This window comes from Actinomyces oris, from assembly GCF_006546825.1.
GTDB classification, from domain to species: domain Bacteria; phylum Actinomycetota; class Actinomycetes; order Actinomycetales; family Actinomycetaceae; genus Actinomyces; species Actinomyces oris.
Genome location: NZ_VICC01000001.1, coordinates 64,191 through 87,854, shown reverse-complemented (window position 1 = coordinate 87,854; position 23,664 = coordinate 64,191). Strand labels below are relative to the sequence as shown.

The following is a 23,664-nucleotide window of genomic DNA, read 5'->3' as shown; positions in this document are numbered from 1 at the left end:
GGTTCTCCATCGTCGCGTTCGTACCGTAGGGCTTGCCTTCGTACCTTGGGGGTACGAACTCGCGACCTAATATACGAACGCGCCGCCCGCCCCCGTCCCGGCGAGGCGCTTCACCCGCCATGGGAGCCCATCAGGCGCCCGACCGCGGCGCGGGCGTGCTCGACGACGGCGGCGATCCCGGTCCCGGCTACCCACGCCCCGGTGACCTCCAGCCCCGTCACCGGCGCCAGCTGCTCCTCCAGGAGCCTCGTGCGCTCCCGGTAGGCGGGCGTCACCGGCGGCAGCGTCCCGTCCCACCGCACCAGCATGTGGTCGATGACCGCCTCCGGCTCGATCCGCACCCCCGTCAGGGCCGCCACGTCATCCAGCGCCACCTGCAGATCCACCTGCGGGCGCGGCTGCCCGGGCCGACCGTAGGACAGTCGCAGCGCGTGGACGTCCGGGCCGTGCAGCGCCCGCAGCTCGGCACCGACCCACGGCCACTTGGCACTCAGGTGCGACAGGGCCTTGGCCCGCACCGGGCAGTCCGCCAGGCTTACAGGCCCCTCACCGGGATCCGTCCCATCGGAGACCAGGCCAGAGGCCCCGGTGCCGGTCGACGACGCCGCTGCCACGGGCTCACCGGGACCAGCGGGCTCAGCAACGCCGGTGGGTGCCACGAGCAGCCCCGAGCCCACCGGCTCGCCACTGAGCTCCGGAGCCCGGGCCACCAGCGTGAAGCGGGCGATCGGCGCCCCCACCGGCACGGTCAGCTCCGTCGCGCTCGCAGGCAGCCCGGGAATCCCCCGCAGCAGCCGCAGCGCGGCCCCCGCCGAGCAGGCCACGACGACGCGGTCGGTGGCTACGACCTCCTGCGCACCATCGGGCACCGGCTCGTCCGACGGCGTCGGACCCCGGCGTGTCGGGGCGATCCCCACCCGCCAGGCGGCCGGCGCCTGTCCGCCCGCGCAGTCCTGACCCCTGCCGGGCCGCAGCCACTGGGCGCCGGTGCGGGTGCGCACGCTCCCTCCGCCGGCTTCAATGGCCTCGAGCAGCGCGTCGGTGAGCCGGAACAGCCCGCCCTCGACGGCCGCGTCCACGCTCCGACCACCCGCCCCGTCCTGGCGGGCCCGACGCCGCTCCAGCACCGCCGCCACAGCGGCACTGAGCGACCCCAGCTCCGCCGTGGCCCGCCGCAGCCCGGGCATGACGACATCGGCCGCCAGATCCGCCGGGTCGGCCGAGTGGATGCCCGCGACGATGGGCCGCACGAGGCGCTCCAGGACGCCGGCCCCCATCCGCGCGGCCACGAAGGAGGCCAGGTCGGCCGGATCCTCGGGGCCGGTGCCGACGGTCCCGGGCAGGTCGGCGTCCTGCGCGGCCCGGCGTGCGGCCTCCTGCCCGATGATGGCGACGACGTCGGGAGCCAGCGGGTCCGCCGGAATCCCCAGGTAGGCGTGGTCAGGAAACCGGTGCAACCCCCACTGGGGCAACTGCTCGCCGGTGCCCGGCGCGAGGGGCGGCAGGAAGAGCCGGGGCCGGCCGTGCGGGGCGGCGGTGCGCAGCCCCAACTCGGCGAGCATGGAAGTGGCCGCCTGGCCGCGCACGACGAAGCCCTCAGCCCCCAGGTCCATGCGCGCCCCACCGATGCTCCCGGCCGCGACGAGCCCGCCGGTGTAGCCGCGCGCCTCAATGAGCAGCGGCCGCAGCCCGGCGCGTACCAGGTCCCAGGCGGCCGTCAGACCCGCGATCCCGCCGCCGATGACGAGCGCGTCCCACCGTCGCTCCCCGAGGGCCTCCCCGCTCATGCCTCCCACCCGGCCAGGGCCACGGACTCCCAGTCGGCCGAGCCGTGCACCCGAGCCACGATCCGGGTGAGGACGTCCGCGTCGGTGGCCGGCGGGACCCCATGCCCCAGGTTGACCACGTGCCCCGGCGCCGTGCGCCCGGCGGCCAGCACCGCGTCGAGCTCCTCAGCCAGGATCGGCCACGGCGCCGCCAGCAGCGCCGGGTCCAGGTTGCCCTGGACCGGGCAGGCCCCCGCCTGCGGGTCGGCCCCGGCCAGCGCCTCAATGGCCTCGCCCAGCTCGATGCGCTCGTCCACGCCGACGGCGTCGGCCCCCGCCTGCCGCATGAGCCCCAGCAGCCGGGCGGTCCCGGTCCCGAAGTGGATGAGCGGCGCACCCTCACCAGTGGTGGGGGAGACGGCCTGACGGGCGACATCCAGCGCGAGCGCCGAGTAGGGGGCCACGCGCTCGCGGTAGGCGCGCGGGGACAGCGAGCCCGCCCAGGAGTCGAAGAGCTGGGCTGCGGCCGCCCCGGCGCGCACCTGGGTGGCGATGAACTCGCCGGTCAGGCGCGCGCACCAGGTCATGAGCCGGTCCCAGGAGTCGGGGTCGGCGCGCATGAGTGTGCGCGCCGCCAGGTGGTCGCGACTGGGTCGGCCCTCCACCAGGTAGGCCGCCAGCGTGAAGGGCGCCCCGCCGAAGGCGAGCACCGGCGTCCACCCCGCCGACCCGGCACTGTGCTCCAGCCCGGCGCGCGCCCGCTCGCTCAGCCCCTCGCGCACGCCCGGCGCCTGCGGACTGCCCAGCTCGACGACGACGCGCCGCACCGCCTCCTCGATCGCCCCGACCCCCTCGGCGTTGGGGCCGTCACCGAAGCGGCGGGCTACCAGCTCGCCCACCTCGCGGCCGCTGCGCACCGGGGCGTCGAGGACCGGCCCGACGCCCTCCTCGATCCGCACCCCCACACCCGCCAGGCGCAGCGGCACCATGATGTCGGAGAAGAAGACGGCGGCGTCGACGCCGTGGCGCCGCACCGGCTGCAGCGTCACCTCCGCCGCCAGCGCAGGATCCAGGCAGGCATCCAGCATCGGCACGCCGGCGCGCGCCCGCAGCGCCCGGTACTCCGGCAGCGACCGTCCCGCCTGGCGCATGAACCACACCGGTGTGCGTGCGGGCCTCCGCCCCGCCAGCGCCTCCAGGAGCGCCGGCGACGGAGCCGGTCCCGTCGTGGTCCCGGCAGGCCTCGCCGCCTCGGCAGCCTGCGCCGCCGGCTCGGAAGTCATTGAATCATTGTGTGAACTGCCGGTGACGAAATCGCCGTTATCGGGCGAAGAATGCTGACGGCGCGTGCTTTCCCTGCGATAAGGGAACTGAATGCGAGACATATCCGACTGCCTCCTGTCAGCAGTGGTCAGAGGGGGTTTATTGCGCGTGATGATGCGGCGTTCCAGACGTCCGTCAGGTTCTGACAGAGTGTCAGAAATATGGTGATGACGCATTGTCGTGATGTCGGGTGTGTGTCGCCACGCCGCTATTGTGCCCGCTCCCCACGGTGATGTTTCAATAGCCCACGTTGTGACTACTCATCTTCTCTCCGCAGACCATCGACTGCCGGGCCTCGACATCGTTGCCCGGCTCGGTGCGGTCGCCCCGGGGCTGGGGCCGGACCTCCTGGAAGCGGTCCCCGCGCTACGCGGGGTCCTGGTGCTGTCCACCTGCAACCGCCTGACCCTGCTCATCGATGCCGACTCCTGGGCCGACACCGGCTGCCCGGCGGCCCTGCACCCGGACCTCTCTCCGGCGGACGCGAGCCAGTCGGCCGCGGCGTCGGACCTGGGGGAGACCATCACCGCCTTCCTGGCCGAGCGCGCCGGGCTCCCCCCGAGCGGCCTCCTGCTGACCCACCTGGTCGGGGCGGCCGCCCGCAGGGAGATGCTCGCCATCGCTGCGGGCCTGAGCTCGATGGTGGTCGGCGAGGCCCAGATCGTCGGCCAGGTCCGCCGCGCCGCCGAGACCGCCGCCGCCGAGGGCACGCTCAGCCCCGAGCTCGTGCGGGTCGTCGAGCGCGCCTCGGCCACCGCCCGCCGGGTGGCCCACGAGACCGAGCTGTCCGGTCAGGGGCGCAGCGTCGTCGCCGTCGGCGTGGATCAGGCCTCCGGCCACCTGCCGCCGCTGGAGGACTGCCGCGCCCTCATCGTCGGCACCGGCTCCTACGCCGGCGCCACCGTCGCCGACCTGCGCGCCCGAGGCTTGAGCGACATCGCCGTCTACTCCGCCTCCAACCGCGCCGAGGCCTTCGCCGCCGGCCACGGCCTGCGCGCCGTCCCCGCCGGCGCCCTGAGTGAGGCCATGAGCCGCGCCGACCTCGTGGTCACCTGCCGCGGCACCGGCGGGCCGATCCTCACCGCCGACGTCGTCGCCCCCGTCGCCGCCGAGCGCGCCGGCTCGGCTGGGGGGGACGGTCGCCCGCTCGTCATCCTCGACCTGGCCCTGGCCCGCGACGTCGATGAGGCCGTCGGCGCCCTGCCCGGCGTCGTCCACCTCGACCTGGCCCGCGTGCGCGACGCCGTTCCCGAGGCCGAGGCCCAGCAGGTGACCGCCGCCCGCGCCATCGTCGAGGCCGAGGCCGCCGACTTCGAGCGCACCCTGGCCGGCCGGGCCATGGACCCCCTCATCACCGCCCTGCGCGCCCAGGTGGGTCGCGTCGTCGCCGAGGAGGCCGCTCGCCTGCGCCCCCAGCCCGCCCGCCGGCTCGCCCTGGCCGTCCCCGCCGTCGACGGGCGCGCCGGAACCGGCGTCAGCGGTGTCAACAGCGCCGACGCCGCCGCAGGGGCCTGCCCCCACCATCACCTCGCTGCCGAGCCCGGCTTCGAGGCCGCCGGTGAGATCGACGGCGAACCCATGGTGCCCCTGGCGCAGGCCGAGCGGGCCCTGCACCACCTGGCCGCCCGCCTCCTCCACCAGCCCACCGTCATGGCTCGCCGCGCCGGCCAGGAGGGCCGCGAGGAGGCCTACCGTCAGGCCCTCGAGCTCGTCTGGGGTTTGGAAAGCACAGGAGAGAACCATGACTGACACCGCCGCGCCCGTGCCCGGGCCCACCCAGGAGGCTCCTACGCGCCTGGACGCATGCCCGGACACCCTCCCGGGCGCCGACCTCGCCGGAGCTCCGGCCACTGTCCCGGCCCTCGACCCGCTGGCCCCCTACGACGCCATCCTCCTGCAGTCCTACGGCGGGCCCCGCCGCCCCGAGGACGTCCTGCCCTTCATGCGCAACGCCACCGCCGGCCGCGGCGTGCCCGATTCTCGCCTCGTAGAGGTCTCCGGCCACTACCAGAGTGTCGGCGGTGCCTCCCCGATCAATGCGCGTAACGCCGAGCTGCGCGATGCCCTCCAGGCCCGCCTGGCCGAGCGCGGCTCGACGCTGCCGATCGTCGTCGGCAACCGCAACTGGCACCCCTTCGTCAGTCAGGCCCTGCGCGAGCTGGCCGACGCCGGGGCCCGCCGCGTCCTGGCTCTGCCCACCGCGGCCTTCGGCTCCTACTCCGGGTGCCGCCAGTACCGCGAGGACCTGGCCGGCGCCGTCGCCCTGCTCGCCGACGGCGCGGACGGCTCCACCGGTGAGGGATTCGAGGCCGACGCCGCCGCCCGGGTCGGCGGGGACGGGGGCGGTCCCGTGGAGCTCACGGTGGACAAGACGCGCCCCTACTACAACACCCCCGGCCTGCTGCAGGCCAACATCGACGCCATCGTCGAGGCTTACGGCGCCCTGGCCGAGCAGGGGGTGGCGGCCGCGGACGCGCGTCTCGTGCTCGTCACCCACTCCATCCCCCTGGGCATGGAGGCCGGCTCCGCCCCGGGTGAGGGCCCCGAGAGCACCCACGACGAGCACGGCCCCTCCAACGTCGCCGGCCCGACTGAGACCGGAAGGCGAGAGCCGGGCGTGGCCGCCGACCTGTCCACGGAGGTCTCCTACGTCGCCCAGCACGAGGCGCTCGCCGCCGTGCTCGTGCCTGAGGTCGCCCGTCGTCTCGGCCTGGAGACGGTCGAGGCCGACCTCGTCTACTGCTCGCGCTCCGGCCCGCCGCAGGCCCGCTGGCTCGAACCGGACGTCAACGACCACCTTGAGGCACTGGCCGCCGGGCACCTGACCGACGGCAGCCCCGTGAGCAGGCCCGAGGGCGTCGTCGTGGCCCCCTTCGGTTTCATCTCCGACCACATGGAGGTCGTCTTCGACCTCGACACCGAGGCCGCCCAGACCGCCCGCGACCTGGGGATGCCGTATGCGCGCGCTGCCACCGTCGGCACCCACCCGGCCTTCATCGACTCCCTCGTCGACATCCTCTTCGAGCGGGCCGCCGCCGCCCGCGGTGAGGACGTCCGGCCCGACTCGACCACCGGCGTCGGCCCCTTCCACACGGTCTGCCCGGACTCGTGCTGCCGGAACGGGGCCGGCCACCCCGGCCGGCCCGCTCACCACGGGACCGACGGCGACGGCTCTCGATAGTCCCCATCCCAGTAGCTCCGATAAGAACCAGGAGAAGAGAATGAGCACCGACACCCACGGCCAGCACGGACATCCCGGCGGTCACCCCGGTGAGGGGGGCCTGCACCGCTTCGAGGACGAGGAGCGCCGCCCCCACCGCGATCCGCGCGACGCCACCGACGTCGACCTGGAGGCCATCAACAACCAGTACCACTACACCCTCTATGCCGTCTTCCGCCTGGCTCGCCCGCTGCCCGCCTCCCAGCCTGAGCGCGAGCAGCTCCTGGGGGAGAGCGCCAACTTCGTCGAGGCCGGCGGCGTGACGACGCGCGGCTGGTACGACGTCGGGGGCCTGCGCGCCGACGCCGACCTGCTCGTGTGGTGGCTCGACGACGACCCCGAGGTCCTGCAGGACGCCTACCACCGTCTGCGCGGCAGTGCGCTGGGCCGCTATCTGGAGCCGGTGTGGTCCTGCATGGGGCTGCACACGCCCGCCGAGTTCAATCCCCGCCACGTGCCGGCCTGCCTGGCCGGGGTGGCGCCGCGCGACTGGGTCATGGTCTACCCCTTCGTGCGTTCCTACGAGTGGTACCTGCTCGAGCCCGAGGAGCGCTCGCGCATGATGGCCCAGCACGGGCGCCACGGCTTCTCCAAGTACCCCGACGTCAAGGGCTCGACGCTGTCCACCTTCGGCCTGAGCGACTACGAGTGGATCCTCGGCTTCGAGGCCGACAGCCTCGACCGGCTCGAGGGGGTCCTGCACCACCAGCGCTACACGGAGGCGCGCATGCACGTGCGCGTGGACACACCCTTCTACACCGGGCGCCGCGTCAGCCCACAGGAGTGGGCCCAGCGCCAGCCCTGGGCCTGACTCCCTGCCCGCGGGGACATTCGACGCCGTCGGGGACCTTCCCTTGCGGCCGGGGGCATCCTGCGCGTTGGGGGACAGCATTCCTGTCCCCCAACGCGTGACTGGTCCCTGGCCGGAGGGGAATGTCCCCGACCATGAGGGTGGGCGGCGGCGCAACCTGACCAATCTGGTTGACCAGGTCGCTTTCTCCTGGGACCATCAATGCATGAAGACGGTGAAGGTTCAGGAGGCGAAGACGCATTTGTCGGCGCTGTTGGTAGAGGTCGAGCAGGGGGCGACCATCAACATCGCCCGAGGGCGTCAGACAGTGGCGCGCTTGGTTCCAGTCGGGGGCGAGCGGGAGCTGGGCTTCGGCGGATACCAGCTGCCGGACACGTTCTTCGACGAGCTGCCGGAGGAGGAGCTGAGTGCCTGGGAGGGTGCATGAAGGGCTACCTGCTCGATACGCATGCGCTCATGTGGGCGATCAATGAGCCCTCGCGTCTGGGCGGGAGGGCTGTCGAGGTGCTGCGAGACCGAGGGAATCTCGTGGTGGTCTCCGCCGCCAGTGCATGGGAGCTGCATACCAAGAACCGCATTGGGAAACTGCCTGGAGCGGGGCCGTGGCTGGATGCTCTCGAGGGGCACGTGCGACGGCTCGGAGCGGAGTTCTTGCCCATCGAGTGGTCGCACGCGCGCCTGAGCGGGCAGCTTGAGTGGTCGCATCGCGATCCCTTTGATCGGATGCTGGCGGCGCAAGCGATGTACGAGTCGCTTGCGTTGGTGACGCGCGATCCGGCCTTCGAGGAACTGTCCGGTGTGACGATCCTGTGGTGAGTGGTCGTTGCCTAGAGAATCTGTCGAACGTCTTGTTCGATCACGTCACCAACGCCGGTGGGGGCTGGCGCTGTGCCTATGACATGACCGCCTTGTATTTCGAGGCCGAGCGTGAGGACGAGCTGCGCAAGGTCGGTTACTCCAAGGTGAGGCGTGTCGACCCTCAGGTCATCGTTGGGGCCCGCCAGGTCCGGGCCGGGTGTCCCTGTCGATGACGAGCCCTTGACATCGGCCATCATCCTGGATGGCCTGACCGGCAAGCCTGCGCAGCAGGCCTGGTTCCTCCTTCTGAGGGCTGTTGGCATCACGCACCCTCGCCAGAACAGGGGTGTAGCAATGAGGGCGACGAAGGTCGAGACATGTTCGTGACCTTCGAGGTACTGTCAACGGGTTGGTTTCCGCCGGGTTGATTCCGGCCGACAGTCAGGAGCCCCCGTGGCACATGCCGAGAACCGCCCCGTGAGTCGAGCCGGGGGACGTCGTCGAGTCGCCGCACTGGGCTGCCTGCTGCTCGCCGCCTCGCTGGCCCTGAGCGGGTGCTCCTCCCAGGACTCCAAGCCCAGCGCCAAGGCGCCCGCCAGCAAGGCCGGCGCCACGAGGCGCGCGACGTCGGCCCCCTCGGTCGCCGCCACGGCGTCGAGCACCGCCGGCACCGTCACCGCGGCCTCCCTGTCCGACGCCCAGCTCGGGTACACCGTCACCACGATCCCCGCCGGTCTCGACGTCAAGCGGGTCGCGATCCTCCAGGACTTCGTGGCCTACGACCAGATGTCCTGGAAGCTGTGGGTCGGCGGCGGACAGGACACCAGCAAGGTCCCCGCCGTTACCACCGGTAACCTCCAGCAGCAGCTCCTTGATGACGCCGCCAACCTGAAGAACAAGGGGCAGAAGGTCAAGACTCCCGTCAAGGTCGCGATCTCCGAGGTCGCCATGAGCGCCGACGGCCAGAGCGCCACCGTCACCTACTGCGTGGACCTGACGCAGGTGACCTACATCGACGCACAGGGCGCGGACGTCACCGACCCTTCCAACAAGGCGCGAATCCCGGCGAAGAACACCATGGTGCCCGGCAGCGGCGGGCACTGGCTCGCCTCCGAGGAGGAGGAGACCGGTGAGCCGAACACCTGCAAGGTCGGCTGATATCTCGGGAGCCACCATGGCATGATTGCCCTCACCTTTCTTCGGCACCTTCTCCCGGAACGCCCAGTGTCCTGCCTGGGAGGAAGGGAGTCGGAAGGAGGTGAGGGTCGTGTCCAAGCCGAAAGGCCGACGCAGGCAAGTCCGCAAAGACAAGGAAACGGCCCGGAAGGTGAGCGAACTGTTAACCGCACTCGCTCGCCTGACCCGGGCCGTCAGTGTCCTTGTGGATACCCTCGGCAAGTGGTTCGGATGAGCCGCTTACCTAGGGGAGCCGCCCGGTACCCGCCGGGTGGCTCCCCGCCATTATGCCAGCCGGCTTGCGCCAGTGTCCACGTGCTGTTGACCGCCGTCGTCCACCCCGAGAGCCTGGCCATGCAGGTGAGCCTTGGTTTCAGGTGAGGCATGGCTTGCCTGTGAATCATAAGTAACACCCACAGGGGCTGGCGACGTAGTAAAGTAATGGCCATGAACGCAGACACCATGACCACGCCGTCCATCAACCTCTCCTTCACCGCCTCCGCCGCTCTGAGCGACAACCTCCAGCGCGTGCTGACCGACCTCATCGCCCTCGGGCTGGTCGGCAAGCAGATCCACTGGAACATCGTTGGCCCGAACTTCCGCGACGTCCACCTCAACCTCGACGAGGTTGTCGACATCGCCCGCGAGGGCTCCGACGAGGTCGCCGAGCGCATGCGCGCCATCAACGCCGTCCCCGACGGCCGCCCGGCCACCGTCTCCGCCGCCACCACCGTGCCGGCCGCCCCTGAGGGCGAGATCCTCACCAGCGAGGGCGTCGCCTACATCGTCTCCGCCATCGAGGCCGTCGTCGCCACCCTGCGCGGTGTGGACGAGGACGTCGACTCTGAGGACCCCACCTCCTCCGGCATCGTCGAGGACCTCATCGGCAAGCTCGAGCAGCAGGCCTGGTTCCTCTCCGCCGAGGTCCGCAAGCCCGTCCGCTGAGCCCGAGGCTTACGCTGATGCGCTGACTCCATCACGTGGGGCCCACCTCCTTGAGGGGTGGGCCCCACGGTCGTGTCTGCGGGCCGGACTGCCGGCTCCGGGGTGTTATTCGCCGGGGGCGGTCCCAGATCTCATGCCCGCCAGTCGCCCAGCGCCCCCTCCAGGCAGCCCAGCGCCGCGTCAACCAGACTGTGGCGCTGGTCGTCAGGGCAGCCGGCGTGCACCCAGCGCAGGCAGGCGTCGTCGAGGAATCCCAGGTAGCCCCACAGGGCGAAGTCGTCGCGGTGGCCCCGGCTGCCGCCGACAACCTCGGCCAAGGCCGCCACCGCCGCCTCGCGCGCCTGCCGCCTCACTCGGGCCGCCTCATCGCCCGGGTCGTGCCCGGCCAGCGCCTGGTAGGTCACCCAACCGGGGGAGCGCTCGGCGATGAAGTCCAGGTAGGTCAGCACCGAGGTCCGCACTCGGTCCCGGGCCGACGACCCCTCCGGCAGGGCGTCGTCGGCCCTCCGGGTGCGCTCGGCCAGCTCGTCAGCGGCACGCCGGAGGACCTGGGCGTAGAGACCGGCCTTGCCGGCGAAGTACTTGTGCACCAGTGCCTCGGAGGCCTGCGCCTCCGCCGCGACCTCGACCAGTGAGACCTCCTCGTACGGGCGGCTTGCGAAGGCCCGCCTCGCTGCGGACAGGATCAGCTCGCGGCGCTCGGCGGGATCCATGCGCAGGCGGGGACGCTTGTCGGTACGAGACGGCACCTTGACATGCTAACGGGTGCGGCGGCACCCTTGGAGGCATGGTTAGTGAGTCACCTGGAATAAGCCGTCCCGCAACCCCCGCCTGGATCGACCACGCCATCTGGTGGCAGGTCTACCCCCTGGGCGCCACCGGCGCCCCCGTCCGTCCCGAACCGGGCGCGCCCCTGACCGAGCCCGGCGCCCCCGCGCGCCTGGACCGCCTGGAGCCCTGGCTCGACTACGCTGTCGAGCTCGGTGCCAACGGCCTCTCGCTCGGGCCGATCTTCGCCTCCTCCACCCACGGCTACGACACCACCGACCACCTGCGCATCGACCCTCGCCTGGGTGATGACGCCGCCTTCGACCGCCTCGCCGAAGCCTGCCGCACCCGAGGCCTGGCCCTCATGCTCGACGGCGTCCTCGGGCACGTCGGCACCGAGCACCCCCTCTTCCGGGCCGCCCGCGCCGGGGGAGAGGAGCGCGGCCTCTTCCGCTTCGACGACGCCGCCGTCGGGGATGGTGCTGGCGGGAACGATGCCGGACCGACCGGCCCCGGCTACGCCACCTTCGAGGGGCACGAGTCCCTGGCCGCCCTCAACCACGACTCCGGCCAGGTGCGCGACCTGGCCGTGCGGGTGCTCACCCACTGGCTCGACCGCGGTGCCAGCGCCTGGCGCCTGGACGCCGCCTACGCCGTCGACCCCGCCTTCTGGGCGAGCGTCCTGCCCGCCGTGCGCGAGCGCCACCCCGACGCCTGGTTCATGGGCGAGGTCATCCACGGCGACTACGCCGGCTTCGTGGAGGCCTCCACCGTGGACACCGTCACCCAGTACGAGCTGTGGAAGGCGACTTGGAGCTCGCTGGCCGACGTCAACTTCTACGAGCTCGACTGGTGCCTCAAGCGCCACAATGAGCTGCTGGACCGGTTCGTCCCGGCCACCTTCGTCGGCAACCACGACGTCACCCGCATCGCCAGCAAGGTCGGGCCCGGCGGGGCGGCGCTCGCCGTCGTCCTGCTCATGACCGTGGGCGGCGTGCCCAGCGTCTACTACGGGGACGAGCAGGCCTTCCGCGGGGTGAAGACCGAGACCCTCGGCGGCGACGACGAGGTCCGCCCGGCCCTTCCGGCCACGCCGTCCGGGCTCGCGCCGCAGGGGGCTTGGATGCTGCGGCTCCACCAGGACCTCATCGGGCTGCGACGCCGCCACCCCTGGCTCGTGCGCGCCCGCACCGAGGTCACCGAGCTGGACAACCCACGACTGTCCTACGACGCCGTCGGCGAGGAGGGCCAGCGGCTGCACGTGAGTCTGGTCCTGGAACCGGTACCCCGTGCCGAGGTGCGCGCCCCCGGTGAGGCGCCGCTCGTCGTCGAGCCGCCCGCGGAGTGAGGGGGCGCGCGCTGGCGGGGGTGGCCGTGCCGGCGTCCTAGCCAGTCGAGGTGCAGACAGCCCCTCGCACTGACGGGGGCATTCGACGCCGTCGGGGGCACTTTGCCGCCGGCGGGTGCCATCGACGCGTACGGGGACAGGAATCCCGCCCCCGAACGCGTGGGCTGTCCCCGTCCGAAAGAGACCGCACCCCGCCGCGTGGAACGTCCCCGTCGATGTCGCCGGCAGGGGTTTGCAGCCGGGGCTTGCGACGCTCGTCTAGACCGTGATGAGTGGGAGACTGGGATGGACCGCGCTCAGGTCTTCAGGGTCAGAGGTCACCACGGTGTGCCCCTGCTCCTGCGCCAGCAGGGCGACGTGAACATCAACGATGTCCCGATGGTCGCTGCGTCCGCACAGCAGGCCGACAGCTCGCGCCGTCATGTCGTCCAGAGGCGCCACGTGCACGCTGGGATCCGCGAGCAGTCGTGCGACGCGGGCCTGCAGCGGACCGCCCCGCCAGGCCTGTGCCACGACGCCGGCGGGAATACTCAGAGGCAGGCCTGTCTCCAGTGCTCGGCGAAGGAGTGCGCGGACCCGCGAGTCCCCGCGCTCAAGCGCGAGCAACGCGCCGGTGTCGAGAGTCAGGCCCTTGACGCCTCTCCTACCGGTGGTGGTCACGCCAGCCCCAGTGCCTTATCCGCCCAAGCCAGGTCGGCGTCGTCGACGGGGCCGAGCTCGCGATCAAGGTCGTCCAGCAGCTGGGCGAGGTTGTCCTCCCGCTGCACACGGGCGACCGCCGCGCTGATGAAGCCCGACACCGACGGAGCCCTGCCCTGCTTGACCGCGCGACGGATCGAGACGACCTGCTCGTCAGGGAGGCTCACCGCGATCTTCTGAGTCATACCCGGATCATACCAAGGGTGGCGCAGACGCCTCGCGCCGAGGTGCGCGCCTCCCGGTGAGGAGCTGCTCGTCGTCGAGCCGCCCGCGGAATGAGGGGCCCGCGCACCGGCGGGGGCTCGGTTGTGCTGGCGTCCTGGCAGCCGAGGAACAGGTGGGCACGCACGCTGACGGGGGCATTCGACGCCGTCGGGGACACTTTGCCGCCGGCGGGTGCCATCGACGCGTGCGGGGACAGGAATCCCGTCCCCGTACGCGTGGGCTGTCCCCGTCCGGACGAGACCGCACCCCGCCGCGCAGAAAGTCCCCGTCGATGTCGCTGGCGGTGAGGCCTCAGATGTCAGTGCGACCTCGCATCTCGGCGGGGTCAGGAGAAACGGTGCGGAACCGGCATCGGTAGGCCGACGGTGTCGTGCTCAGTATCCGGGCGAAGGCCTGACGCATAGTGACGGCGCTGCCGAAGCCACAGGTCGAGGCCACCTGCTCGACCGCCAGGTCCGTGCTCTCCAGGAGGCGCTGGGCCTCGCGCACCCGCTGCGCGCGAACCCATGCTGCAGGTGCGGTGCCAGTCGACTCCCGGAAGGTGCGGATGAAGGAGCGGGTGCTCATCTGCGCCTTCCTCGCCAGCCGTTCCACGGGTAGCGGCTCGCCCAGGTGCTCCATCGCCCAGGCCACCGTGCTGCTGATCGGGTCGTCGTCGGCGCGCCGCGGCACCGGCCGCTCGATGTACTGTGCCTGCCCGCCTTCGCGATGTGGCGCGATGACGAGCTGACGCGCGACCTCGTTGGCGGCCTGCGCCCCCAGGTGCGTGCGCACCAGGTGGAGGCAGGTGTCCAGGCCCGACGCCGCACCCGCCGAGGTCAGAACATCGCCATGGTCCACGTAGAGGACCGACTCGTCCAGCGCGATCTCCGGATGCTCATGCGCCATCGGCTCGAAGGCCCGCCAGTGCGTCACCGCCCGGCGCCCGCCGATGAGACCGGCCTCGGCCAAGGGGATCGCCCCCAGGCACAGGCCGACGACGCAGGCTCCCCGTGCATGTGCGGTCTTCAGGAGTGAGCGCAGATCCTCCTCGGCGGGGCGGCCGTCGGAGAACCAGGCGGGGACCACAATGACGTCGGCCTCGCTCGCCAGCTCCGGACCTCCCAGACCACCAAGGATGTAGCCCTCCGAGGTGCGGATGGTGGTGGTGCGCGATGGCGCGGTGGACGGCGGTGGGCCCGCACCTTCCGCGGGAGCCGCGGCCTCCTGTGGGGGCGTCACCGACTCGGAGGTGGTGGTGAACAGTGAGACCTGCCAGTTGGCAAGACCCAGCCGGCTCACGGTCCCGAAGACCATCTGGGGGATCGACAGGTGGAACATGGTGATGCCGTCGAAGGCGTAGACGGCGATATGCATGCGACCTCCCTGAGCACGTCCCGCCTGGCGCCGAACCGTGTCCCTCAACACCTGGCGTGAAACCATCGTTACGTAGCATATGCGCCACTGGTGGACACCAGTCCGATTGCACATCCTGAGTGTCACCACGCAACCACCGCGCCACGGCGCACACGTCTGGAGACACCGTGACTGATCGCGATGAACCGGGACGAACCGCCCCTCGCAGGGCACTGGTCCTCGTCGACGTACAGAATGAGTACGCCCGCCCGCCGCTGCGCATCCGCTACCCGCGCCTGCGCGACTGCATGGAGAGGATCGAGCAGGTACTCGATGCCGCCGAGAGTGCCGGACTCCCCGTGGTCTGCGTGCAGCACGCCGGTCCGCCCGGCGGCGCCACCTTCACCCCTGGAGGGAAGGGCTTCGAGCTCCGCCCGAGCATCGAGCGCCGACGGACCCCGCAGTGGAAAAGCGTCGTCAAGCACCACGGGTCGATCTACGCGGGAACCGACCTCGCCGCATGGCTGCACGAGCAGGGCGTCAATACCGTGACGCTCGTCGGCTTCATGGCGAATAACTGCGTCCTGGCCTCGGCGGCCTGGGGAGAGGCGATCGGTCTGACGACGGAGGTGCTCTCCGACGCCGTCGGCGCCATCAACCTGCGCAATCGCGCCGGCAAGGTCGATGCGCGTACGGTGCACACCACGCTCATGGCGCTGCTGCACTCCAACTGGGCGGCGGTGACCACTGCCGACGACTGGTGCCGGGCGCTGGCTCGCCGCGAGCCGCTGCCGCGCAGCAACCTCGTCGTTTCTGCGATGGCTCCATTCTGACGGCGTTATTGATGACAGAGGCGTGCTGTCGCAGCCGGGGATATTCGACGCCGTCGGGGGCACTTTGCCGCCGGCGGGTGCCATCGACGCGTACGGGGACAGGAATCCCGCCCCCGAACGCGTGGGCTGTCCCCGTCCGAAAGAGACCGCACCCCGCCGCGCGGAATGTCCCCGGCCGCAGGGGGCCAACAGCAACGCGGATCACCTTGACCCTCACGTAGCGTGAGGGACGAGGCTGCCCCGCATGAGCACCTTCAACGCATTCGAGATGAGCCCCGTGCCCGCGCCCAGCGAGGACGCCCAACCGCCCGAGCCCTTCCACGGCATCTACGGCATGCCGATGTTCGTCACCGTCCCGACGTCGGACCTGGACGCCTCGGTCGACTTCTGGACCGAGGCACTGGGCTTCTTCACTCTGTTCAGCATTCCCGGCCAGCTGGTGCACCTGCGCCGCTGGGCCTTCCAGGATGTCCTCCTGGTGCCGGCGCCGCAGGCACCCGCCCCGGCCGACGGCCCCTCGATGAGCGTCAGCTTCTCCTGCGTCCTGTCCCAGATCGACGAGATCGCCGCGGCCTGTGAGCAGCGCCGGCCGGGCAGCGTCACCGGCCCGCGCGTCACTCCGTGGAACTCCCGCGAGGTCGAGGTCGTCACCCCCGAGGGCGTGCGCGTCATCCTCACCGCCGCCAGGCCCCTGGACCCGAACAGCGCGCAGGCCGATGGCCTCCGGCGCATCGGCATCGAGGTTCCCGAGGCCTGACTGCAGCCGCCTTTCCCTCCTACGGCCGGGGGCATTCGACGCCGTCGGGGACAGGAATCCCGTCCCCGTACGCGCAGGTTGCCCCCGTCCGGAAGAGACGGCACCCCGCCGCGCGGAATGTCCCCGTCGACGTCCCCGGATGTCGCCGGCCGGACGAAGGCGGTAGCCGGCGTCAGGACGCCGGGTGGAAGCGCGCGCCCGACGTCGGGTCGGCCAGCCAGGCCAGGGCCGCCTCGATGCGTGCGGGGGTCGAGCTCAGCAGCGGCTCGGGCAGCGCGTCCGGCGCGAACCAGCCCACCTGCGTGGACTCGTCGTCGGCCACGTGGGCGCGATCCGCGCTGCCGGGCCTCGCCCGCCCCACGAAATTGATGTCCATGAACACGCAGTTGTCCCCGTTGGGGAAGGCGAAGGGCTCGCCCGCGGTCACGCTTGTGATGGCCAGCACCTCCACGTCCACACCGGTCTCCTCCAGGCACTCGCGCCGGATCGCCACCGCCGGCTGCTCGCCGGGCTCGGGGATGCCGGAGACCACCGCCCAGCGCCCGTTGTCGGCGCGCCGCCCCAGCAGGAGCCGGCCGGCCTCGTCGACGACGACGATGCTCACCCCCGGCAGCCACAGCATGTCGTGCCCGATCCTCTGTCGCAGGGAGACGATGAACTCCGGAGTCGCCATGCCGCGAGCCTAGACGATCACCCGCCGCGGGGCGGAGTGGGAGGCGACCGCGGGGGCTGGCAGCTGCCAAGTGCCGGCACTCGCCTAACACTTCGACCGAATCTTCAAAAAAGACCCGGAGCCGCGTCGTTTATGAAGATTCGGTCGAAGTGTGTGGGGGAGGTGCGGGGGTAGGCGGTGTGTGCCGGGGCGGCGGGCGCACACGGTGCAGGCGCGGCCCGGCCAGCGCGCCGCACCCCGCCTACATGAGCATGGCGACGATGACCCTCGTGAGGGCCGCCATGACCCATGCCGTGACGAACATGTAGGTGTAGGCGATGACCGGCCACTTCCAGGTGCCGGTCTCCCGGCGCATCGCCGCCGCCGTGGCCATGCACTGCAGGGCGTAGACGAAGAACACCAGGATCGCCGCGATCGTGGCCGGGTTGAACAGCTGGTCGCCGGCCTTGTTGGTGAGCGTGTCCTTCTGGTACGTCATCGTGGCCAGGTGCGCACTGGGCTCCTCGGGGTCCTCGGCGGCGGCGATCTGGCCGAGCGTGGCCACGAAGGTCTCGCGCGCCGCCAGCGAGGACAGGATCGCCACGTTGACGCGCCACTCGAAGCCCAGCGGCTCGAAGACCGGCTGCACCGTCTTGCCGATGGCGGCCGCCCAGGAGTTGTCCATCGTGTAGGAGGTCTTCTGCGCATCCAGCAGCTTGCCGAGCTCCTCGGGGTCGGTGATGACCTGCCCGTCATCGCCCTTGATGGTCGACGACGCCGGGTCCTCCACCGCCGCGGACACGGCCGCGCACTCGGCGCTGGCGGAGCAGTGGGCGTTGAACTGCTCCTCGGAGCGCATCGGCACGTTGAGCAGCACCCACAGGATGAGCGTGGTCAGGGCGATGACGGTCCCGGCCTTCTTCACGAAGCCCTTGCAGGCGTCCCACACCATGATGAGAACGGTGCGCGGCCGCGGCAGCCGGTAGGGCGGCATCTCCATGTAGAAGGGCAGCAGCACCCCGCCGCGGTCGGTGAGGCGCTTGACCACCCAGGCGGCCACCATCGCGGAGACCGCCCCCAGCAGGTAGAGGGCGAACATGACGGTGCCGCGCGCGCTCAGCGGCCCGATCTTCGCGTCGGCGGGCACCATGATGGAGGTGAGCAGGACGTAGACGGGCAGCCGCGCCGAGCAGGTCATGAGCGGGGCGGCCAGCATCGTGGCCACCCGGTCCTTGGCGCTGGGCAGCGTGCGAGTCGCCATGATCCCGGGGATCGCGCAGGCGAAGGAGGACAGCAGCGCCACGAAGGCCCGCCCCTCCAGCCCGGCCCGACTCATGATCCGGTCCATGAGGAAGGCGGCGCGCGACATGTACCCCACGCCTTCGAGGAAGGCGATGATGAGGAACATGATGATGATCTGGGGGACGAAGGTGAGCACCGCGCCCACACCCCCGATGAGACCGTCCCCCAGGAGCCCGGCCAGCAGCGGGTGGGACTCGTCGAGCCAGCCGTGCACCAGCTCCCCCAGGGCGCTGAACCCGCCCTCGACGGCGTCCTGGAAAGGTGCCGCCCAGGTGAAGATCGCCTGGAAGAAGATGTACATGATGGCGAAGAACACCAGGGACCCCAGGACGGGGTTGAGCAGGACCTTATCGACGGCGGTCGTGATGCGGTCCTGCTGAGGCGCCTGGTAGTCGGCGGCCTCCAGGATGGAATCGGCCCAGGAGGCCACCTCGGTGGGCTCCGTCGGCGCGGGCAGCGGCGGGCGCTGCCACGCGGAGACCTCCGTGAGGTGCTCGCGCAGCTCGGGAATCCCGATGCCGCGGTTGCCGACCACCCGCACGGCCGGGATCCCCAGGGCCTGCCCGAGGGCTGCCACGTCCAGGCGCCCGGCGCGCCGCGTGAGCTCGTCGGTCATGGTGACCACCAGGCAGGTGGGCAGCTCCAGGGCGAGGGCCTCGGCGACGAAGTTCAGCCCTCGCCGGAGCGTCGTGGCGTCGACGACGACCACGAGGGCGTCGGGCACGGTGATGCTCTGCGAGGCGTCGGTGAGGACGTCACGCACCACCTGCTCGTCGGGGCTGATCGGGTTCAGGGAGTAGGCGCCCGGCAGGTCCTCGATGGTCAGGCTGGTCTCGCCGATCCGGCAGGTCCCCAGCGACCGCGCCACGGTGACGCCGGGGTAGTTGCCGGTCTTGGCGTGCAGACCGGTCAGGGCGTTGTAGATGGAGGTCTTGCCGGCGTTGGGGGCCCCGGCCAGGGCGACCCTCAGGGCGCCGGCCACCAGGGTCTTGGAGCTGGAGGACCCGCAGTGGCAGTCGGGGGCGCCGGGGACCTCGGAGGCTGCGCAGTGGTCGCTCATGGGCGCTGCTCCTCACGCTCGGTGGTGCCGGCCCGCTGCCCGGTGAGGGGCTCGACGACGTCGGCCTCGGTGAGGACCTCGACGTGAACCATGTGGGCCTCGTGGCGGCGCAGGCACAGCTCGTAGTCGGCGACGCGGTAGACCACCGGGTCACCCAGCGGGGCGCGGCGCAGCGGCGTCACGGTTCGGCCGGGCACGAAGCCCAGGTTGCTCAGCCGCTTGGCGATGGGGTCGTCTGCCGTGTCCTCCTGTAGCCCGATGACCCGGGCGTTGGTCCCCAGACGCAGATCGGACAGGGATGTGTGCGTCGACGGCGGGGCGGCTCCGGTGCCGGCCGGCGTCGTTGTGCTGTGATGTGAGACTGCAGTCGCCATGTTGCTCTCGGAGCTCCTCGGATCCTTGAGTCTGTTCTCGATCGCGATGCGGGGGAGCGCATCGACGATGACATTCTAAGGTGAGGCTTAACTATCGTCACGACTTTGGGGCGGCACCGACACAGATCAGGGGCGGGCCCACGTCCCGCAACGCGCCGAGCCGGGCACTTCTCGCGCAGCCGTGCGGAAAACGGCGAGACTGTGCGAAAAATACCCGGCTCGACGGCGGGCTGCTGTCGGGGGAGGCTACTCGTCGATCCGACGGACCTCGACCAGCCAGGGGCAGCGGCGCCGCAGCAGGTGCTCGAAGCGCGCGTGCATCGTGATCTCCGCGGCCGGGCAGTGGTCGCAGGCGCCCTCCATGGCGATCTCGACGACGCCGTCGTGCACCGAGTGCACCACGAGCGCGCCCCCGTGGCTGTTGACGAAGGTCCCCAGGGAACCGTCGGCGATCTGCCGGGCGGCGGCCTCCAGGGCGTCGTCGGGGCCGGAGGCGTGGGCGGTGGCGGCGCCCTTCCACGACTTCGGGGCGCCCAGGGCGTCCACCAGGGCGGATCGCACCCGGGCCCCCTCCGTGCGCCAGTCGTGGCCGGTGCCCAGGAGGGTGAGCACCCCGCCGCCGTCGACCCTCACCGAGCGCAGGGTGCCGTCGTCCAGGAGCTGCTGGAGAAGCGCCGGGGCGTGGGCGACCTCCCCGGTGAAGGCCAGCAGGCCGTCGGGAATGACCCACCGCAGTACGTCCGGGTCCGGCGTGGTTGTCGGGTGCGTGGGAACGACGGGCACGGCTGCCTCACTTCTCCTGATGTCCGGGGTGCCCCCGCCGTCGCGGGGGCACCGTCCTGGTCACTGCTTCGTTGTGCTCCAGCTACATGAACGCTGCCACGAGTGCGCGGCTGAGGGCCGCCATGACCCAGGCCATGACGAACATGTAGGTGAAGGCGATGATCGGCCACTTCCAGGTGCCGGTCTCGCGGCGCATCGCACCGGCCGTGGCCATGCACTGCAGGGCGTAGACGAAGAACACGAGGATCGCGATGACGGTGGCTGGGTTGAACAGCTGGTCGCCGGCCTTGTTGGTCAGGGTGTCCTTCTGGTAGGTCATCGTGGCCAGGTGGGCGCCGGGGTCCTCGGGGTCCTCGGCGGCGGCGATCTGGCCGAGGGTGGCCACGAAGGTCTCGCGGGCCGCCAGTGAGGACAGGGTGGCGACGTTGATGCGCCAGTCGAAGCCCAGGGGCTCGAAGACCGGCTGGACCGCCTTGCCTCCCTTGGCCGCCCAGGAGTTGTCCATCGTGTAGGAGGTCTTCTGAGCGTCCAGCAGCTTGCCGAGCTCCTCGGCGTCAGTGATGACCTGCCCGTCATCGCCCTTGACGGTGGAGGACTCCGGCTTGTCCACGGCCGCCGCGATGGCGGCGCACTGCTTGTCGGAGGCGCAGAAGGCCTCGAACTGGGCGTCCGAGCGCATCGGAACGTTGAGCAGCACCCACAGGATGACGGTGGTCAGGGTGATGATCGTGCCGGCCTTCTTCAAGAAGCCCTTGCAGGCGTCCCACACCATGATGAGGACGGTGCGCAGGCGGGGCATGCGGTAGGGCGGCATCTCCATGTAGAAGGGCAGCAGCACCCCGCCGCGGTCGGTGAGCTGCTTGACCACCCAGGCGGCCGCCATCGCGGAGACCGCGCCCAGCAGGTAGAGGGCGAACATGACGACGCCGCGTGTCCCGAAGGGGCCGACCTTGGCGTCGCCGTCGACCGTCAAGGAGATCATGATGACGTAGACGGGCAGGCGGGCCGAGCAGGTCATGAGGGGGGCGGCCAGCATCGTGGCCACCCGGTCCTTCGTGGAGGGCAGCGTGCGAGTCGCCATGATCCCGGGGATCGCGCAGGCCAGCGAGGACAGCAGCGCCACGAAGGCCCGCCCCTCCAGCCCGGCGATACTCATGACCTTGTCCATGAGGAAGGCGGCTCGGGACATGTACCCCACGCCCTCCAGGACGGCGATGATGAGGAACATGATGATGATCTGGGGGATGAAGGTGAGCACGGAGCCCACACCCCCGATGAGACCGTCCCCCAGGAGCCCGGCGATGAGCGGATGGGACTCATCGAGCCAGTTGTGCACCAGTCCGCCCAGGTACCCGAAGCCTCCTTCGACGGCGTCCTGGAAGGGAGCCGCCCAGGTGAAGATCGCCTGGAAGAAGAGGAACATGATCGTGAAGAACACGATGGTGCCGGGGACGGGGCGCAGCAGGACCTTGTCGACCGCGGAGGTGATCTGGTCGTTCTGGGGCGCCTGGTAGTCCGCCGCGGCCAGCACCGAGTCGGCCCAGGAGGTGATCTCGTCGGGGTCGGTGGGCGGCGGCAGCGGGGTGCGCTGCCAGTTCTCGACCTGGGCGAGCTGGGCGCGCAGGTCGGGCATGCCGACGCCGCGGTGCCCGATGACTCGCACGGCCGGGATCCCCAGGGCCTGCCCGAGGGCCGCAACGTTGAGCCGGCCCGTGCGGCGGCTGAGTTCGTCGGTCATGGTGACCACCAGGCAGGTGGGCAGCCCCAGGGCGAGGGCCTCGGCGATGAAGTTCATGCCGCGCTGCAGGGTCGTGGCGTCGACGACGATGACCAGGGCGTCCGGGGCGCTGACCGTGGTCGAGGTCCCGGTGAGGACGTCGTGGACGATCTGCTCGTCGGGGCTGATCGGGTCCAGGGAGTAGGCGCCCGGCAGGTCCTCGATGGTCAGGGTCTTGCCGCCGACCTTGCATGTTCCCATCGATCGTTGGACGGTGACGCCGGGGTAGTTGCCGGTCTTGGCGTGCAGGCCGGTCAGGGCGTTGTAGATGGAGGTCTTGCCGGCGTTGGGGGCGCCGGCCAGGGCAATGCGGGGAGCGCCGGCCACCAGGGTCTTGGAGCTTCCTGAGCCGCAGTGGCAGTCGGCGCCGTCATAGGGCTGCTCGCAGTGCTGCGACTGCCCGGTGGCGTGCCGCGTGGTGTCGTGGGTGCTCACAGAGTCTCTCCCGTGTTCGGTGCTTCGGGGTCGTCGGCCGCGTGCCGTCCGGCAGGCCGGGGTTGGAGGATGATGCGGTTCTCGGCCTCCACAGTGGTGACCTGGATGAGCCTGGCCTCCTGGCGGCGCAGGCACAGCTCATAGTCGGAGACGCGGTAGACCACCGGGTCCCCCATCGGGGCACGGCGCAGCGGCGTGGCGATCCGGCCGGGGACGAAGCCCAGGTTGCGCAGGCGCTTGACCAGGACGCCGCCGACGCCGTCGTCGGCCAGGCCGGTGATACGTCCGCTGGTGCCGGGGCTCAGGTCCGATAGTGCGAAGGTGGTCGCACCCGGTTCGGGAAGGTATGAGGTGCCTTCGGTGGCACGGTGTCGTGGAACAGCAAAATCCATGGTGTCCTCAGATCGACATGAAGAGGGCTTCGTCGATATGAGTCTAAGGCAATGCTTCTCAACCTCGCAGCAGGTCAGGAGGCCTTCTGCTGTGTTGAGACGCAACTGTGCGGAGGGATGGTGGGAAGGAGATCTGATTCCTTAGTGAAACCTGGGAGTGGAAACTAAGGTTGCCCTGAGTTGAGTGGGGCTTGGCGGCGGGGTCATCCCATAAAAAATATGCTGAGACCACTTCCTGCTTCCGAAGATAGATACTCTTGCGGAAGCAGGAAGTGGTTGGTCGATAAGATGTCGGGATGGCTGGTTAGGGATATTTCTACCTGAAATCGAGAGCTGTTTTCCTGCGCTCTGCGGCCTCGGGAATCATTGAGTGGGATCGAGGTTTCCGGTGAGGTGAGGGCGGGTCAGCGGGCGGAAGGGTCGGGCATGTTCTGGGCGCCCAGGTAGTACACGTAGCCGAGCGGCACCACGAAGAGGAAGAAGGTGATGCGGACCAGCCAGGCATTGACGTTCCATTTGTTGGCCAGGCCTCCGCAGACGCCGAGCCAGATCTTGTCGGCGGAACGGGCGGGCCAATCGAAACCAGTAGAATTCTGTGCTGTCATGGCGCATATTCTGCAATTCCTGATGCGCTGATGTCACGCCGGGGTCACGGCCTGAATAAATGAGTGTCCAACAGGGGGTGACCGGGTGGTGAATATATCTGGCGTGGGGCTTGCGCGCATTGAGGGGGCAAGATGTGGGAGGGTTTCCTCCTACTTCCATGGGACGAACCTTGGAAAATACTTGATATCCAATAAGAGTGACATGAATCTCTCCACGAGTCCCTCTTATTTGGTCCGATATCTCTTGTGAAAATAAGGGAGGTGTGACGACGGGCCTGTG

Annotated in this window: 23 protein-coding genes and 1 pseudogene; 11 read left to right on the top strand and 13 right to left on the bottom strand. The window is 70.6% G+C overall.

Annotated features, from left to right (window positions below; translation table 11 throughout):
* Nucleotides 1-110: 110 nt before the first annotated feature.
* The gene (locus FK267_RS00400; protein WP_141405793.1) at nt 111-1,787 is read right to left on the bottom strand and encodes a protoporphyrinogen/coproporphyrinogen oxidase; all 1,677 of its coding nucleotides are present in this window, start codon (nt 1,785-1,787) and stop codon (nt 111-113) included.
* A complete protein-coding gene (locus tag FK267_RS00395) occupies nt 1,784-3,049 on the bottom strand; it encodes a uroporphyrinogen decarboxylase (protein WP_373693221.1) in 1,266 nt (421 codons plus the stop codon). Before FK267_RS00395 ends, FK267_RS00400 begins: the two co-directional genes overlap by 4 nt.
* A 292-nt stretch (nt 3,050-3,341) precedes the next feature.
* On the opposite strand from FK267_RS00395, the gene FK267_RS00390 reads away from it, so the two are divergent.
* The 8 genes and pseudogenes from FK267_RS00390 to FK267_RS00350 all read left to right on the top strand — a co-directional run bounded on the left by FK267_RS00390 (nt 3,342) and on the right by FK267_RS00350 (nt 10,039).
* Nucleotides 3,342-4,838 carry a glutamyl-tRNA reductase gene (locus FK267_RS00390; protein ID WP_170198560.1) on the top strand — a complete coding sequence of 499 codons (1,497 nt, stop codon included), beginning with the start codon at nt 3,342-3,344 and terminating at the stop codon, nt 4,836-4,838.
* Nucleotides 4,831-6,270, top strand: a complete 1,440-nt coding sequence (locus FK267_RS00385; RefSeq protein ID WP_141405791.1) for a ferrochelatase — start codon at nt 4,831-4,833, stop codon at nt 6,268-6,270. Before FK267_RS00390 ends, FK267_RS00385 begins: the two co-directional genes overlap by 8 nt.
* A gap of 40 nt (nt 6,271-6,310) precedes the next feature.
* Entirely contained in the window at nt 6,311-7,120 is an 810-nt protein-coding gene (gene hemQ / locus FK267_RS00380) for a hydrogen peroxide-dependent heme synthase (protein ID WP_003788055.1), read from the top strand.
* 205 nt (nt 7,121-7,325) lie between these two features.
* Nucleotides 7,326-7,547 carry a type II toxin-antitoxin system Phd/YefM family antitoxin gene (locus FK267_RS00375; RefSeq protein WP_003788052.1) on the top strand — a complete coding sequence of 74 codons (222 nt, stop codon included), beginning with the start codon at nt 7,326-7,328 and terminating at the stop codon, nt 7,545-7,547.
* Nucleotides 7,544-7,936, top strand: a complete 393-nt coding sequence (locus FK267_RS00370) for a type II toxin-antitoxin system VapC family toxin (RefSeq protein ID WP_003788050.1) — start codon at nt 7,544-7,546, stop codon at nt 7,934-7,936. The genes FK267_RS00375 and FK267_RS00370 overlap by 4 nt, the downstream gene beginning before the upstream one ends.
* A gap of 14 nt (nt 7,937-7,950) precedes the next feature.
* Nucleotides 7,951-8,142, top strand: a pseudogene (locus FK267_RS13805) (IS1634 family transposase); the annotation flags it as partial.
* Between the two features lie 229 nt (nt 8,143-8,371).
* Nucleotides 8,372-9,076, top strand: a complete 705-nt coding sequence (locus FK267_RS00355; RefSeq protein WP_141405789.1) for a hypothetical protein — start codon at nt 8,372-8,374, stop codon at nt 9,074-9,076.
* A gap of 465 nt (nt 9,077-9,541) precedes the next feature.
* On the top strand, nt 9,542-10,039 hold the full coding sequence (locus FK267_RS00350; RefSeq protein WP_198498112.1) for a Dps family protein: 498 nt from the start codon (nt 9,542-9,544) through the stop codon (nt 10,037-10,039).
* Between the two features lie 131 nt (nt 10,040-10,170).
* Here FK267_RS00350 and FK267_RS00345 read toward each other — a convergent pair whose 3' ends face one another.
* Nucleotides 10,171-10,788 carry a TetR/AcrR family transcriptional regulator gene (locus FK267_RS00345; RefSeq protein WP_141405787.1) on the bottom strand — a complete coding sequence of 206 codons (618 nt, stop codon included), beginning with the start codon at nt 10,786-10,788 and terminating at the stop codon, nt 10,171-10,173.
* Between the two features lie 38 nt (nt 10,789-10,826).
* Here FK267_RS00345 and FK267_RS00340 point away from each other — a divergent pair, with 38 nt between their 5' ends.
* Nucleotides 10,827-12,155: an alpha-amylase family protein gene (locus FK267_RS00340; protein WP_141405786.1), complete on the top strand. Its 1,329-nt coding sequence runs from the start codon at nt 10,827-10,829 to the stop codon at nt 12,153-12,155.
* A gap of 258 nt (nt 12,156-12,413) precedes the next feature.
* Here the strand turns inward: FK267_RS00340 and FK267_RS00335 are convergent, their stop codons facing one another.
* The 3 genes from FK267_RS00335 to FK267_RS00325 form a co-directional block, all read right to left on the bottom strand.
* Nucleotides 12,414-12,815 carry a PIN domain-containing protein gene (locus tag FK267_RS00335; RefSeq protein WP_141405785.1) on the bottom strand — a complete coding sequence of 134 codons (402 nt, stop codon included), beginning with the start codon at nt 12,813-12,815 and terminating at the stop codon, nt 12,414-12,416.
* Nucleotides 12,812-13,039 (bottom strand): ribbon-helix-helix domain-containing protein, encoded by a 228-nt coding sequence (locus FK267_RS00330; protein ID WP_141405784.1) that lies wholly within the window; start codon nt 13,037-13,039, stop codon nt 12,812-12,814. Before FK267_RS00330 ends, FK267_RS00335 begins: the two co-directional genes overlap by 4 nt.
* 331 nt (nt 13,040-13,370) lie before the next feature.
* Nucleotides 13,371-14,435: a GlxA family transcriptional regulator gene (locus tag FK267_RS00325; protein ID WP_141405783.1), complete on the bottom strand. Its 1,065-nt coding sequence runs from the start codon at nt 14,433-14,435 to the stop codon at nt 13,371-13,373.
* A gap of 167 nt (nt 14,436-14,602) precedes the next feature.
* On the opposite strand from FK267_RS00325, the gene FK267_RS00320 reads away from it, so the two are divergent.
* Together FK267_RS00320 and FK267_RS00315 are read left to right on the top strand one after the other, a co-directional pair.
* Complete coding sequence (locus tag FK267_RS00320) at nt 14,603-15,247, top strand: isochorismatase family protein (RefSeq protein ID WP_141405782.1); 645 nt, start codon at nt 14,603-14,605, stop codon at nt 15,245-15,247.
* A gap of 244 nt (nt 15,248-15,491) precedes the next feature.
* Nucleotides 15,492-16,004, top strand: a complete 513-nt coding sequence (locus FK267_RS00315; protein ID WP_141405781.1) for a VOC family protein — start codon at nt 15,492-15,494, stop codon at nt 16,002-16,004.
* A gap of 172 nt (nt 16,005-16,176) precedes the next feature.
* Here FK267_RS00315 and FK267_RS00310 read toward each other — a convergent pair whose 3' ends face one another.
* The 7 genes from FK267_RS00310 to FK267_RS00280 all read right to left on the bottom strand — a co-directional run bounded on the left by FK267_RS00310 (nt 16,177) and on the right by FK267_RS00280 (nt 23,384).
* Complete coding sequence (locus FK267_RS00310) at nt 16,177-16,677, bottom strand: NUDIX hydrolase (protein WP_141405780.1); 501 nt, start codon at nt 16,675-16,677, stop codon at nt 16,177-16,179.
* A gap of 241 nt (nt 16,678-16,918) precedes the next feature.
* Entirely contained in the window at nt 16,919-19,018 is a 2,100-nt protein-coding gene (feoB, locus tag FK267_RS00305) for a ferrous iron transporter B (RefSeq protein ID WP_141405779.1), read from the bottom strand.
* Entirely contained in the window at nt 19,015-19,392 is a 378-nt protein-coding gene (locus tag FK267_RS00300; protein ID WP_141405778.1) for a FeoA family protein, read from the bottom strand. The genes feoB (FK267_RS00305) and FK267_RS00300 overlap by 4 nt, the downstream gene beginning before the upstream one ends.
* Nucleotides 19,393-19,638: 246 nt before the next feature.
* Nucleotides 19,639-20,175 (bottom strand): NifU family protein, encoded by a 537-nt coding sequence (locus FK267_RS00295; RefSeq protein WP_141405777.1) that lies wholly within the window; start codon nt 20,173-20,175, stop codon nt 19,639-19,641.
* Between the two features lie 82 nt (nt 20,176-20,257).
* On the bottom strand, nt 20,258-22,387 hold the full coding sequence (gene feoB, locus FK267_RS00290; RefSeq protein ID WP_141405776.1) for a ferrous iron transporter B: 2,130 nt from the start codon (nt 22,385-22,387) through the stop codon (nt 20,258-20,260).
* Nucleotides 22,384-22,779, bottom strand: a complete 396-nt coding sequence (locus FK267_RS00285) for a FeoA family protein (protein WP_003788016.1) — start codon at nt 22,777-22,779, stop codon at nt 22,384-22,386. Before FK267_RS00285 ends, feoB (FK267_RS00290) begins: the two co-directional genes overlap by 4 nt.
* A gap of 404 nt (nt 22,780-23,183) precedes the next feature.
* A complete protein-coding gene (locus tag FK267_RS00280) occupies nt 23,184-23,384 on the bottom strand; it encodes a PspC domain-containing protein (RefSeq protein ID WP_101558972.1) in 201 nt (66 codons plus the stop codon).
* Nucleotides 23,385-23,664 lie beyond the last annotated feature (280 nt).